Source organism: Burkholderia sp. RS01 (genome assembly GCF_039748055.1).
Lineage (GTDB): Bacteria > Actinomycetota > Actinomycetes > Actinomycetales > Micrococcaceae > Arthrobacter.
Map to the genome: position 1 here is coordinate 22,037 of NZ_JBDLAK010000013.1, position 12,484 is coordinate 34,520.

A 12,484-nucleotide genomic window follows, 5' to 3' on the forward strand; every position below is an offset into this window, starting at 1 on the left:
GCGTCAGCCCACCAGTTCGTAGGCCGGGGTGGTGAGGAAGTCCGTGTAGTCCTCGGACAGGCAGATGTCTCCGATCAGGCTGCTGGCCGGCCGGTAGTAGCGTTCGAAGGCTTCCTCGCCCACCTCGCCGCGCAGCTTCTCGGTCTCCTCGGCCAGGATCGTCGTGACCAGTTCGCGCGTCACGGTGTTGCCGGTGTCGGCGAGGACCACCTGGTTGCGGATCTGCTGCCACACCTGCGAGCGGGAGATCTCGGCCGTGGCGGCGTCCTCCATCAGGTTGTGGATGGCCACCGCACCGTTGCCCGAGATCCACACGGCCGTGTAGGCGACGGCGACGTACAGGTTCAGGCGCAGGCCCGCTTCCGTGACCTGGCCGTCGGCCGAGGCGATGTCCAGCAGCTGGCCCGCGGTCACGCTGACCTCGGGGCGCTGCTTATCCAGCTGGTTGGGGCGGTCGCCGAGAACCGAGTCGAACACTTCCTGGCAGACCGGGACGAGGTCCGGGTGCGCCACCCAGGAGCCGTCGAAGCCGTCGTTCGCTTCGCGGGTCTTGTCCGCGCGGACCTTCTCGAAGGCCTGGGCTGTGACTTCGGGTTCGCGCCGGTTCGGGATGACGGCTGCCATGCCGCCCATCGCGAAGGCGCCGCGGTGGTGGCAGGTCTTGACCAGCAGTTCCGTGTAGGCGCGCATGAAGGGCGCGGTCATGGCCACCGTGGCACGGTCCGGCAGCACGAAGCTGGCGCCGGCGTCGCGGAAGTACTTGATGATGCTGAACAGGTAGTCCCAGCGGCCGGCGTTCAGCCCCGAGGCGTGGTCGCGGAGCTCGTAGAGGATCTCGTCCATCTCGAACGCGGCCGGGATGGTCTCGATCAGCACGGTGGCGCGGATGGTGCCCTGGTGGATGCCCAGGAAGTCCTGCGCGAACACGAACACCTCGTTCCAGAGGCGGGCCTCGAGGTGGCTTTCCATCTTGGGCAGGTAGTAGTAGGGGCCCTGGCCGTTGAGGACCAGCTGCTTGGCGATGTGGAAGAAGTGCAGGCCGAAGTCCACCAGGGCGCCCACGGCGGGTGCGCCGTTGATCAGCAGGTGCCGTTCCTCCATGTGCCACCCACGGGGCCGGGCCACCACGACGGCGAGCGGGGCGTCCGTGCGGAGCCGATACTCCTTGCCCTCGGGGGAGGTGTAGCTCAGGGTTCCCGTGGCGGCGTCGCGGAGGTTCAGGATGGCGTCGATGACGTTGGCCCAGGTGGGGGTGCTCGCGTCCTCGAGGTCCGCGAGCCACACCTTGGCGCCGGAGTTCAGCGCGTTGATGGCCATTTTCGCGGGGGAGGCGGGGCCCGTCATCTCAACCCGGCGGTCCCGCAGGGCCGCCGGCGCAGGCGCGACCTTCCAGTCGCCGTCGCGCACGTCCTGGGTGTCCGGCAGGAAATCGAGGCTGCCGGTCCTGGCCACGTGCTCGCGCTTGACGGCCCGGGCCTTGAGGAGGTCCGAGCGGGTGCCGGCGAAGCGCTTGTGGAGTTCCTCCACGAAGGCCAGCGCCTTGGGGGTGAGGATCTCCTCAGCACGTTCGATCGGCCGGGGGTCTGTGACTGTGATAGCCATTGTGGGTCCTTTCCAGGGCTGCGAATCAGGCGTTGGCGAAGGCCGGGTCAGCGGATGCTGCTGCTTCTGTTGAGTCTTCCGCTGTTGCCGCCGGGATGCCAGTACCCGCCGCGGCGAGGGCGGCTGCGGCGACTGCTGCCGCGACGTCCGCGGCCACGTGGGGATCGAAGACGCTGGGGATGATGTAGCTGGCGTTGAGCTCATCGTCGGCAACGCGATTGGCAATGGCCTCGGCAGCGGCCACCAGCATTTCGGGCGTGATGTCCGATGCCCCGGCGTCCAGCAGCCCGCGGAAGAATCCGGGGAACGCCAGCACGTTGTTGATCTGGTTCGGGAAGTCGCTGCGGCCCGTGGCCACGACGGCGGCGTGCTTGGACGCGATGGCGGGATCGATCTCCGGGGTGGGGTTTGCCATGGCGAACACGATCGCATCCTTGGCCATCGAGGCAACCTGCTCCTCGCCGATCACGTGCGGGGCGCTGACGCCGATGAACACGTCCGCGCCCTTGAGCGCCTCGTGCAGGGTTCCGTTGAAGCCCTCTTCGTTGGTGTTCGCGGCGATCCAGCTGCGGTGTTCGTCGTTGTACTGCTCGCCGGAGTGGATGGCGCCGGAGCGGCCGGCGGCCACGATGTGCCGCGCGCCCTGGGCCTTGAGCAGCTGGATGATGGCCGAACCCGCCGCGCCCACGCCGGACACCACGATCCGGACCTCGCCGAGCTTCTTGCCCACCACGCGGAGCGCGTTGACGAGGGCTGCCAGGGTGACGATGGCGGTGCCGTGCTGGTCGTCGTGGAACACGGGGATGTCGAGTTCGTCGCGGAGCCGGTTCTCGATCTCGAAGCAGCGCGGGGCGGCGATGTCCTCGAGATTGATGCCGCCGTATACGGGGGCCATGGCCTTGGCGATCATGATGATTTCCTCGGTGTCCTGGGTGTCCAGGCAGACCGGCCAGGCGTCAACGTTGGCGAACTGCTTGAACAGGGCCGCCTTGCCTTCCATGACGGGCAGGGCCGCGGCCGGGCCAATGTTGCCCAGGCCAAGCACGGCTGAACCGTCGGTAAGGACGGCGATGGTGTTGCGTTTGACCGTCAGGTTGCGGGCCGCTGACGGGTCCTCTGCGATGGCCAGGCAGACGCGGGCGACGCCGGGGGTGTAGGCGCGGGAAAGGTCGTCGCGGTTGCGGAGGGCAACCTTCGGGACGACCTCGAGCTTGCCGCCCAGGTGCATGAGGAAGGTGCGGTCCGAGACGTTCCGGACCGTGACGCCGTCGAGCGCGTTGAGGGCGTCCTTCACGCGGTTGGCGTGGTCGTCGTCGGTGGTGTTGCAGGTGACATCGACAACCAGGGTCTCGTGGTGCGACTCGGTGACGTCCAGGGCGGTGATGGCAGCGCCGGCAGCGCCGACGGCGGCGGCGAGTTCGCTGGTGGCGGAGAAGCTGGACGGCGCTTCCACACGCAGGGTGATCGAATTTCCGGGGCTCGGGTTCGCCATTGAATGGTCCTCCTGTTTGGGCCCATCGCTGGGCCGGTTCGTTGCGGTGAATGTTTTCGTATTATGGATATTATTATCTACCTTATGGAAACACAAGCCCGAAGGTGCATCGACGCCGGCGATACGGTGCTGTATCTTTGGCTTTCTAAGCAGTTCTTTTCACGATGCGGATAAGAGTTGTCGGAACCGAGCAAGCAGGAGATTCCTACATGGCTGAAAAAGCCCCCGGAGGCGTGCAGTCCGTTGAGCGCGTCTTTGAACTTTTGGAACTGATTACCGACGCCGGCGGCGACGTCACGCTCAGTGAACTCTCCTCGTCCACGGATCTGCCCCTGCCCACGATCCACCGGCTCCTGCGCACCCTGGTCACGCTGGGCTACATCCGCCAGCTGCCTAACCGCCGCTATGCACTCGGACCGCGGCTGATCCGGCTCGGCGAAGGCGCCAACAAGCAGCTCGGCGCCCTGGCCCGGCCGCAGCTGAAGTCCCTCGTGGACAGGCTGGGCGAGACCTCCAACATGGCGGTGCTGGACTCGGACATGGTGATCTACGTGGCGCAGGTGCCGTCGCTGCACTCCATGCGCATGTTCACCGAGGTGGGCCGCCGCGCGCACACTCATGACACCGGCGTGGGCAAGGCCATCCTGGCGCAGCTGGACGACGAAGTGGTCCGCGGGATTGTCACCCGGACCGGAATGCCCACGCCCACGCCCAAGAGCATCGGCGACTTCGATTCCCTCATTGCGGACCTGAACCGCATCCGCGAGCGCGGCTACTCCATTGACGAGGAGGAGCAGGAGCTCGGAGTCCGCTGCTTCGCCATGGCCGTGCCGAACGCCCCCACGCCCACGGCCATCTCGGTGTCCGGGCCGGTGTCCCGCGTGGACCAGTCGTTCGCCGACCGGGCCGTGCCGCTGCTCCGCGAAGCAGCCCAGGCGATCTCGGACGAGCTCAACCAAAACTGACCCCCGCCGTCGTACTTCGCGCTTGCTTTTGGTGCTGCCACTGGAGCGCGAAAGAACACTTGAGGCCCGGCGCTTTCCAGGGGCCTCAAGTGTTCGTTCGCGCTTTTTCGTGGAGTGGCTCCGTGCTCAGTGCTCCGTGGTGGTGGAGGACTGGACCGGGACTTCCTTGCCGTCGCAGTCGATCAGCTTGCCGCCCTCGTAGCGGTCGCCGTCGGCCAGGCACTTCAAATCCTCCTCGCGGACCACGCGGCCGGTTCCCGCCACAAACACCGACTGGTTCTCCGAGTTGCCGGCCTTGAGGTGGTTGAAGAGCAGGTTCAGCGCGATGGCCATCACCGCGGCCGAGCTGATGCCTGAGTGGAAGATGGTGCCGAACCAGGACGGGAACTGGTCGTAGAACGCCGGGGCGGCAATCGGAATCATGCCGAACCCGATGGATGCAGCCACGATGATCAGGTTCATGTTGTTCTTGTACTCCACTTTGGCAAGTGTCCGGATGCCGCTGGCGGCTACCGTTCCGAAGAGTACGACGCCGGCGCCGCCCAGGACGGGAGTCGGCACCGCTGCGACCACCCGGCCAAGCACCGGCAGCAGGCCAAGGATGACGAGGATGAGGCCGCCGGCGCTGACCACGAACCGGCTCTTGACGCCCGTGATGGCAACCAGGCCCACGTTCTGGGCGAAGGCACTCTGGGTGAAGGAGTTGAACAGCGGTGAGATGGCGCTGGAGAGCATGTCCGCCCGCAGGCCGTCGCCGATCCGCTTGGAGTCCACCTTGGTGCCCACGATCTCGCCCACAGCAATGATGTCCGCTGAGGTCTCCGTGAGGGTCACCAGGATGACGATCAGCATGGAGACAATCGCGGCGATCTCAAAGGTGGGGGCGCCGAACGCGAACGGCGTGGGGAACGCGACGATTTCGCCCTGGCCCACCTTGGAGAAATCGGCCATGCCGAAGATGACGGCGATCAGGGTGCCGAGCACCATCGCCAGCAGGATGGAGAGCCGCGAGATCGCGGCGCTGCCCACCTTGCTCAGCAGCAGGACGATGGCCATGGTGGCGGCGGCCAGTCCGATGTTGGCGACACTGCCGTAGTTCGGTGCCTTGCTGTTGCCGCCCATGGCCCAGTTGGCCGCGACCGGCATCAGCGTCAGGCCGATCGTGGTGATCACCGTGCCCGTGACCACCGGCGGGAAGAATCGGATGATCTTGGAAAACAGCGGGGTGATGAGCAGGCCGATCAGCGATGCTGCGATCACCGAGCCAAAGACCGCCTGGATGCCACCGCCGCCGTGGACGATCGCCACCATGGTGGACACGCCCGCAAAGGAGACGCCCTGGACCAGGGGCAGCTGGGACCCGAAGAACCGGATGCCGACGGTCTGGAGAATTGTGGCCAGGCCGCCAACGAACAGGCAGGCGGCAATCAGCAGGCCGATGTCCTGCGAGGACATCCCTGCAGCCGCACCGATGATCAGCGGCGGGGCAATGATTCCCCCGTACATGGTGAGGACGTGCTGGAACCCGTAGGCGAAGGTGCTGCCGATGGGCAGTTTCTGGTCTTCGGGGCGGGCTGCCGCTGGGCGGACTTTTTTCTTGGTGTTCATGGCAGACTTTCTTGGTTCATGGCAGACGCCTTCGTCTGGCTAACAATGTCTGGCTAACAAGTTTTGAATCAGTGGTGCTTGGCGGGCCCTGTCGGGACTGCCTGCCCGGTGGCCGAGCCTGGGGGGAGCCAGGCTCAGCCGCCTGTGCGGGTCAGCAGAAGCCGGCGATGCCGGACCAGGCGATCTCTGCCGGAGCGGCATCGTCCCGCTGGACGGTGGCCTCGATCAGGCCGTACGGGCGGTCCGCGGCGAAGAAGACCTCGTTGGGGTTGTCCAGGCCGAACGGCGAGAGGTCCACCAGGAAGTGGTGCTTGTTGGGCATCGAGAACCTGATCTCCTCGATCTCGCTGTGCGCCTCGAGGACCTTGGTTCCCATGTCGAAGAGCGTCTGCTGCAGGGCGTGCGAGTACTTCTCGGTGAAGCCTTCGAGCAGGAGGGCCTTAACGTCGTCGTAGTTCTTGTTGAAGTCCAGGGAGTTGAAGTCCGTTCCTGCCTTGAAGCGCCAGCGGGCGGAAACGTCGGTGGCGAGGATCCGGTCCGTGGTCTCCGGCAGCGTGGTGTATTTGTCCTTGGGGTAGCCAACAAAACCGGACTGCGTGGACTTCAGGACGGTCAGGTCCTTGAGCCCCGAAATCAGGTGGGTGGTGGAGCCCTCGCGGACCAGCACCGCCGTACGGACCTCCTGGCCGTTGCGCACGAAGGAGTGGTCGTGCGCGCTGCCGTGGGCCTGGATGCGGTCCCAGCTGTAGGACTCGGCTTCCCAGCGGCCGCCGGTGACCCATTCGAAGCTGGACGTGAAGTGCTCTCCGAGGCGCAGCAGGAAGGCTTCGGGTGAGCCGATACCTTCGCGGGCGAAGGCGTAGATGGTGTTCTTCTGCGTGTCCGTGGCCACGACGTGGGCGTTGTCGCCTTCGAGGTGGGCCGCGGCGAAGTCGCCGCGGAGCTGCGAGGTGACGTTCAGGTCTTCAATCTCGTGGCGCGCCGTGTCCCGGGTGATCTTGACGACGCGGACTTCAGCCTTGCCGTACTGGTTGTTGCCGAGGACGATGTTGTTGCTCATGGTCAGTTCCCAACTTCCGTAAGTGGAACCAAAGTTCCACAGTGAAATTAAGCGCGTGTTTCCCACGCGTTTCTTGTCCCGTCGACCCAACAAAAAATGAGCCGACATCAGTTGATGTCAGCTCATTACGACCCTGCCTGCTGCTCCCAGGTTACGTGACATGCGCCACGAATTGCCTTCCAGCGTAGCGCAGCCATGCCGTGGTGTACATCACAATTTGAAAAATCCGATTGTGACCGGTCGCCTTGCGGGGTCTTGACCGCGCCGGCAGGCCGGCCTAGAATTTTCCATATAACAAAAAATACTTTCCGGATTGTGAAATTAGTCCGGAAGGCAGGCAACACAAGAACGAGGAGGAACAGATGGACTCGCAGGATAAGAACAACGTCGCGGAATTCCCGGCGCCCGGCCAGGAACTGTATCTGCCGTTCGGCGCCACGGATCCCGACTTTTACATCCCGGCCGACTGCGACCGCCAGGCCCGCGGCCTCTCCCGCTGGCTGCGGGCGCTGCCGGTCTTCGGCCGCGAGCGACGCGCAATCCGCTGAGGGGCGCCGGCGTTAGGACGCCGGACGCCCCGGCCACTCCTTGCCGGCCCAGGGGTCGTAGTCGGCGATGAGCTCCTCCTGCGGCGGACGCTCCGCTTCGGGGACGTGCTGCAGGTTCACCCGCACCCGGTACCAGAGCGAGCTCGATCCGCGCATTCCGTCGACGAGCACGTCGGCGGGGTGTAGGGCCGGGACGAGGTCCGCATGCAGGGTCTTCCATTCGTCGAGCGCCGCGAGCGCCTCGGGCTTGGTCCTGGTGCGGGCGACCTCAATGAGTGGCATCACCGACTGCCGGCGGCCGGAGCCGTCGCCGCCGCGCGGCGGCTTCTCGGCGGGGCCGAGCTCGGCGGCCAGCGCGAGGAGCCCGTCGAGTGAGCCGACCGCGCCGTCGATGCCGGCGTGGGGGTCGCCCATCGCGGCGAAGCGCTCGATCACTGTGGGCACCGTGAACTGTTCCGGCCGGGCGGAGCGGACCTCATCCCAGGTGAGCGGCGTCGAGACCCGGGCGTCGGGCAGGGGCCGGATCGAGTAGGCCGATGCCACGGTGCGGTCCTTGGCGTTCTGGTTGAAGTCGACAAACACACTCTCGCCGCGCTCCTCCTTCCACCACCGCGCGGTGGCGAGGCCCGGAGCGCGGTTTTCGACCTCGCGGGCGAGGGTCTCGGCGGCGAGCCGCACGTCGCGGTACGACCACTGCGGCGAGATGCGCACCAGGATGTGGAGTCCGCGCGAACCGCTCGTCTTCGGCCACCCCACGAGCCCGACGTCGTCGAGCACCTCCCGCGCGACATACGCAACATCAACGATCTGGGACCAGTCGACGCCCGGCATCGGATCGAGGTCGACCCGCAGTTCGTCGGGGTGTTCGAGGTCCTCCGCGCGCACCGGATGCGGGTTGAGGTCGAGGCAGCCAAGGTTCACGACCCACGCCAGGCCCGCGGCATCCCGGATGACGGCCTCCTCAGCCGACGTCCCCGACGCGTAGTTCAGTACCGCCGTGTCGATGAATTCGGGGTGGTTTTCGGGCACGCGCTTCTGAAAGAACGGCTCGGCGTCGATGCCCTTCGGGAAGCGCTTGAGCACCATCGGCCGGCCGCCCGCGCCGCGCAGCGCACCGTCCGCGACGGCAAGGTAGTAGCGCACCAGGTCGAGCTTCGTCAGGCCGGGCTCGGGGAACACCACCTTGTCCGGACTCGAGATGCGGACCTCGGTGCCGGCAATGTCCAGGATCTCGGCCGGCGTCTTCGACGGAGTCATGGCGCCACGCTAGCAACGATCGGATGTCGCAGCATAGGCCCCGTTTCGATGGTTCCCGGCGCGCAAGACGTTTGCGTGCATCGAGTGCGAAGGGAACGGTCGAAACGGAGCCTGCCGGAAAGGGGATCCTAGCCGGCGACGAGCCGCCGGGCTGCGGCCGAGTGCTCGGCGATCAGCCCGGCCACGTCCAGCCCCGGGATCTGCCCGTCAATGACGCGCCACTGCCCGCCCACCATCACCCGGTCGGCCCGGTCCGCACCGCACAGCAGCAATGCGGCGAGGGGATCGTGGCTGCCCGAGAACCGCAGGTCATCGAGCCTGAACAGGGCCAGGTCGGCCTGCATCCCGGGTGCCAGCTGGCCGAGGTCCGTCCGGCCCAGCGCCGCCGCGGATCCGCGGGTGGCCCAGCCCAGCGCACGCTCTACAGGAACCTGGGCCCCGTAGCGCAGCCGCTGCAGGTACAGCGCCTGCCGCGCCTCGAGGATCATGTTTGACGCATCGTTCGACGCCGATCCGTCCACCCCCAGCCCCACGGGCACTCCCGCGTCCTCGAGTTCCAGGACCCGCGCGGTGCCGGATGCCAGCCGCATGTTCGACGTCGGGCAGTGCGCGACGGCGGTGCCCGCGGCTCCCAGCCGGGCGATCTCGGCGTCGCTGAAATGGATGCCGTGGCCGAGCCATGTCCGGTCCGTCAGCCAGCCCACGCTGTCGAGATAGTCGACGGTCCGCAGCCCGAACATCCTGAGGCAGAACTCTTCCTCGTCCAGGGTCTCGGCCAGGTGCGTGTGCAGTCGGACGTCCAGCCGCTCGGCCATCAGGGCGCTCTCGGCCATGATCTCCCTGGTCACGGAAAACGGCGAACACGGAGCCAGTCCGATCTGGATCACGGCGCCGTCGCCGCGCTCGTGGTACTGCCCTATCAGCCGTTCGCTGTCGGCAAGGATCACTTCCGCCGCCTGCACGGTCGACTGCGGCGGCAGCCCGCCGTCGTTCTGTCCCAAGGCCATGGAGCCGCGGGTCAGGGTGGCCCGCATCCCCAGCCGGCGGACCGCCCGCACTTCGATGTCTATGGCGTCCTCCATGCCCGGCGGGAACAGGTAATGGTGGTCCGCCGCCGTGGTGCAGCCGGACAGCAGGAGCTCGGCGAGGGCCACGGTGGCGGCGAGCTCGAGGTCCCGCGGCGTGAGCCGGGCCCACACCGGGTAGAGGGTCTGCAGCCAAGGGAACAGCGGGGCGTTGGCCACCGGCCCCCAGGCGCGGGTCAGCGTTTGGTAGAAGTGGTGGTGGGTGTTGATCAGGCCCGGTAGCAAAACATGCGCGGAGGCGTCGAACGTCTCCTCGCAGGGCGCCGACGGCAGTTCGCCGGAGCCAAGCACCTCCGTGATCCGGCCCCCGCTGACCACTACGCCGCCGGAGGCATCAAGGCCGTTGGCGGAGTAGGCGGCCTGCGGATTCCTGATCCAGAGCCGGGGTTCGGGGGTGCGGAAAGGTGTCTGGGTCATGTGCGGTTCCTGTCTGGGCGTGCCGATGCGTTCCAGCTCAGGGGCCTGTCTGCTGATCCAGGTGCCCGGCCGCCTGACGGGGGCCGGATCGGCACCAGCGTAGGGCCGGCTCCGGAAGGGCGTCAATGCCCGCGCAATGTGACAGCCGTGAGCGGTAGGGGGAGTGACAGCCCGGAAACATGGATTTCACATCGCGAAATTAAGTTTCCAGAAAACTATGGCGCAGGCCACAATCCGGTGCTAATCTCGATCTTGCCAAAGGCGGGCACCCGGCCACCGGGAAGCTATCTACCAGGCGCAACTTAACCTTCAAAAGCACATGCTGAAGCCTGGTAACCGTCGCAACTGGTCCTTTCCGTCCCGGCACGGGTACAGGCTTCCACAGCAAAGGGAGTCGCATCATGAGTACCACCGTCACGGCCGAACACTTTCTGGCCAGATCCATCCGGTTGGCAACCGCCAACGTCCTGAATAGCGGCGGCCCGTTCGGAGCCGTGATCGTCACCGCCGACGGTCAGGCGTTCGACGGCGTCAACCGCGTCACCGCCGACAACGATCCCACCGCCCACGCCGAGGTCACGGCCATCCGCCGCGCGTGCAGCGGACTCGGCACCTTCGACCTCCGCGGCTCCACCCTCTACAGCAGCTGCGAGCCGTGCCCCATGTGCCTGGCCTCCGCGCTCTGGGCCCGCATCGACCGCGTGGTGTTCGCCGCCGACCGGCACGACGCCGCCTCCGTCGGCTTCGACGACGCCGTCTTCTACGAGTACTTCGACAACGCAGACCGGGATGCCCTGATGCCCGTGTCCAAACTGGACCTCGGCGAACCCGGCGCGCCGGCCATCCTGGAACCGTTCAGCACCTGGAACACGCTCGACTCCAGGATCGATTACTAGGGCCGGTGGCTGAGATGACAATCCTGGACACCACCCCCGAGGGGCCCCGCGTGGCACCCCAGCGCCAGCGGAAGCAGGCCCCGAACACCCGGCCGCCGGCGTCGAACGCCTTCCTTGACCGCTTCTTCCAGATCACCCAGCGCGGCTCCACCCTGGCGCGCGAACTGCGGGGCGGGCTGGTCACCTTCTTCACCATGGCGTACATCGTCATCCTGAACCCGCTGATCCTGGGCGGCTTCAGCGCGGACAATGCCCCCACGGACGTTGCCGGCGGCTGGCTGTCCGCGGCGCAGGTGGGCGCCGTCACCGGCCTCACCGCCGGAGTCATGACCATCCTGTTCGGATTAATCGCGAACCTGCCCTTCGGACTCGCGGCAGGCCTCGGCATCAATTCCTTCCTCGCCGTGGCCGTGATCCACGAGGTCACCTGGGCCGAGGCCATGGGACTGGTGGTCATCAACGGCATCCTGATCGTCCTGTTCGGCGTCACCGGCGCCCGGACCGCCATTTTCCGGGCAGTCCCCAAGGAGCTGAAGGCGGCCATCACCGTCGGCATCGGCCTGTTCATCGCCTTCATCGGCTTCGTGGACTCGGGCTTCGTCCGCGCCACCACCGGCGGGCCGCCCGTCCAGCTCGGCGAGAACGGCTCCATCACGTCCATCCCCACCATGGTGTTCATCGTGGGCCTGCTGGTCATGGGCATCCTGGTGGCACGGAAGGTCCAGGGCGGCCTGCTGATCGGCATCGTGGCCAGCACCATCCTGGCGGCATTCGTGGAGGCGATTTTCCACATCGGCCCCGGCAGCGAGGCCAACCCCGGCGGCTGGCACCTTAACACCCCCGTGCTGTCCGGCCATCTGGTGTCGGCGCCGGACCTGGGCCTGGTGGGCCAGTTCGACATGTTCGGTGCCTTCGGCCGGATCGGCGGGCTCGCCGCGACCATGCTGGTGTTCACCCTCGTGTTCACCAACTTCTTCGACGCCATGGGCACCATGACCGGGCTCGCCAAGAGCGCGGGCGTGGCACACAAGGACGGCACGTTCCCGCGGCTGAAGTCGGCCTTCATCGTGGAAGGCATCGGGGCCGTGGCCGGCGGCGCGACGTCGGGGTCCTCCAACACCGTGTACATCGACTCCGCGGCGGGCATCGGGGAAGGTGCCCGCACCGGGCTGGCGTCGGTGGTCACCGGCGCGCTGTTCCTGGGGTCCATGTTCCTCACCCCGCTCACCAGCGTGGTGCCGCTCGAGGTTGCCGCCGCCGCCCTGGTGGTGGTGGGCGCCATGATGATGGCCCAGATCCGCGAGATCAAGTTCTCTAAGTTCGCGGTGGCCCTCCCGGCCTTCCTGACCATCGTCACCATGCCGCTGAGCTACTCGATCGCCAACGGCATCGGAGTGGGCTTCGTGTCCTGGGCCGTGATCGGGGCAGCCTCCGGCAAGGCCAAGAAGATCCACCCGCTGATGTGGGTGGTGACGGCCGGCTTCCTGGTCTACTTCGCCCGCGGCCCCGTCAGCGCGCTGCTCGGCGCCTAGAGGCTCGGCGCCTAACGGTTCG

At 66.8% G+C, this 12,484-nt stretch carries 10 protein-coding genes; 4 read left to right on the forward strand and 6 right to left on the reverse strand.

Annotation, left to right across the window (positions count from 1 at the left end):
* Positions 1–3: 3 nt before the first annotated feature.
* Positions 4–1,602, reverse strand: a complete 1,599-nt coding sequence (aceB, locus tag ABFP37_RS13310; RefSeq protein WP_078029236.1) for a malate synthase A — start codon at positions 1,600–1,602, stop codon at positions 4–6.
* Positions 1,603–1,627: 25 nt separating this feature from the next.
* On the reverse strand, positions 1,628–3,094 hold the full coding sequence (locus ABFP37_RS13315) for an NAD-dependent malic enzyme (protein WP_078029237.1): 1,467 nt from the start codon (positions 3,092–3,094) through the stop codon (positions 1,628–1,630).
* Between the two features lie 209 nt (positions 3,095–3,303).
* Here ABFP37_RS13315 and ABFP37_RS13320 point away from each other — a divergent pair, with 209 nt between their 5' ends.
* The gene (locus ABFP37_RS13320) at positions 3,304–4,059 is read left to right on the forward strand and encodes an IclR family transcriptional regulator (protein WP_056622701.1); all 756 of its coding nucleotides are present in this window, start codon (positions 3,304–3,306) and stop codon (positions 4,057–4,059) included.
* A gap of 126 nt (positions 4,060–4,185) precedes the next feature.
* Here ABFP37_RS13320 and ABFP37_RS13325 read toward each other — a convergent pair whose 3' ends face one another.
* The gene (locus ABFP37_RS13325; protein ID WP_078029238.1) at positions 4,186–5,667 is read right to left on the reverse strand and encodes a nucleobase:cation symporter-2 family protein; all 1,482 of its coding nucleotides are present in this window, start codon (positions 5,665–5,667) and stop codon (positions 4,186–4,188) included.
* Between the two features lie 151 nt (positions 5,668–5,818).
* Positions 5,819–6,727 carry a factor-independent urate hydroxylase gene (pucL, locus tag ABFP37_RS13330; protein ID WP_078029239.1) on the reverse strand — a complete coding sequence of 303 codons (909 nt, stop codon included), beginning with the start codon at positions 6,725–6,727 and terminating at the stop codon, positions 5,819–5,821.
* A 362-nt stretch (positions 6,728–7,089) separates the two neighbouring features.
* On the opposite strand from pucL, the gene ABFP37_RS13335 reads away from it, so the two are divergent.
* Positions 7,090–7,275, forward strand: a complete 186-nt coding sequence (locus ABFP37_RS13335) for a hypothetical protein (RefSeq protein WP_078029240.1) — start codon at positions 7,090–7,092, stop codon at positions 7,273–7,275.
* 12 nt (positions 7,276–7,287) lie between these two features.
* Here the strand turns inward: ABFP37_RS13335 and ligD are convergent, their stop codons facing one another.
* Both ligD and ABFP37_RS13345 read right to left on the reverse strand, forming a co-directional pair.
* Positions 7,288–8,532, reverse strand: a complete 1,245-nt coding sequence (ligD, locus tag ABFP37_RS13340) for a non-homologous end-joining DNA ligase (RefSeq protein ID WP_347033869.1) — start codon at positions 8,530–8,532, stop codon at positions 7,288–7,290.
* Positions 8,533–8,660: 128 nt separating this feature from the next.
* Entirely contained in the window at positions 8,661–10,034 is a 1,374-nt protein-coding gene (locus ABFP37_RS13345) for an 8-oxoguanine deaminase (protein ID WP_347033870.1), read from the reverse strand.
* A gap of 401 nt (positions 10,035–10,435) precedes the next feature.
* Between ABFP37_RS13345 and ABFP37_RS13350 the strand changes: the two genes are divergently transcribed.
* Both ABFP37_RS13350 and ABFP37_RS13355 read left to right on the forward strand, forming a co-directional pair.
* On the forward strand, positions 10,436–10,930 hold the full coding sequence (locus ABFP37_RS13350; protein ID WP_347033871.1) for a nucleoside deaminase: 495 nt from the start codon (positions 10,436–10,438) through the stop codon (positions 10,928–10,930).
* 14 nt (positions 10,931–10,944) lie between these two features.
* Positions 10,945–12,462 carry an NCS2 family permease gene (locus tag ABFP37_RS13355; RefSeq protein ID WP_347033914.1) on the forward strand — a complete coding sequence of 506 codons (1,518 nt, stop codon included), beginning with the start codon at positions 10,945–10,947 and terminating at the stop codon, positions 12,460–12,462.
* The last annotated feature ends 22 nt before the right edge of the window (positions 12,463–12,484 follow it).

Excerpts from the sequence above, each read along its gene's own strand:
- aceB (WP_078029236.1), bottom strand. The coding sequence starts at position 1,602 with ATGGCTATCACAGTCACAGACCCCCGGCCGATCGAACGTGCTGAGGAG.
- ABFP37_RS13315 (WP_078029237.1), bottom strand. The coding sequence starts at position 3,094 with ATGGCGAACCCGAGCCCCGGAAATTCGATCACCCTGCGTGTGGAAGCG.
- ABFP37_RS13320 (WP_056622701.1), top strand. The coding sequence starts at position 3,304 with ATGGCTGAAAAAGCCCCCGGAGGCGTGCAGTCCGTTGAGCGCGTCTTT.
- ABFP37_RS13325 (WP_078029238.1), bottom strand. The coding sequence starts at position 5,667 with ATGAACACCAAGAAAAAAGTCCGCCCAGCGGCAGCCCGCCCCGAAGAC.
- pucL (WP_078029239.1), bottom strand. The coding sequence starts at position 6,727 with ATGAGCAACAACATCGTCCTCGGCAACAACCAGTACGGCAAGGCTGAA.
- ABFP37_RS13335 (WP_078029240.1), top strand. The coding sequence starts at position 7,090 with ATGGACTCGCAGGATAAGAACAACGTCGCGGAATTCCCGGCGCCCGGC.
- ligD (WP_347033869.1), bottom strand. The coding sequence starts at position 8,532 with ATGACTCCGTCGAAGACGCCGGCCGAGATCCTGGACATTGCCGGCACC.
- ABFP37_RS13345 (WP_347033870.1), bottom strand. The coding sequence starts at position 10,034 with ATGACCCAGACACCTTTCCGCACCCCCGAACCCCGGCTCTGGATCAGG.
- ABFP37_RS13350 (WP_347033871.1), top strand. The coding sequence starts at position 10,436 with ATGAGTACCACCGTCACGGCCGAACACTTTCTGGCCAGATCCATCCGG.
- ABFP37_RS13355 (WP_347033914.1), top strand. The coding sequence starts at position 10,945 with ATGACAATCCTGGACACCACCCCCGAGGGGCCCCGCGTGGCACCCCAG.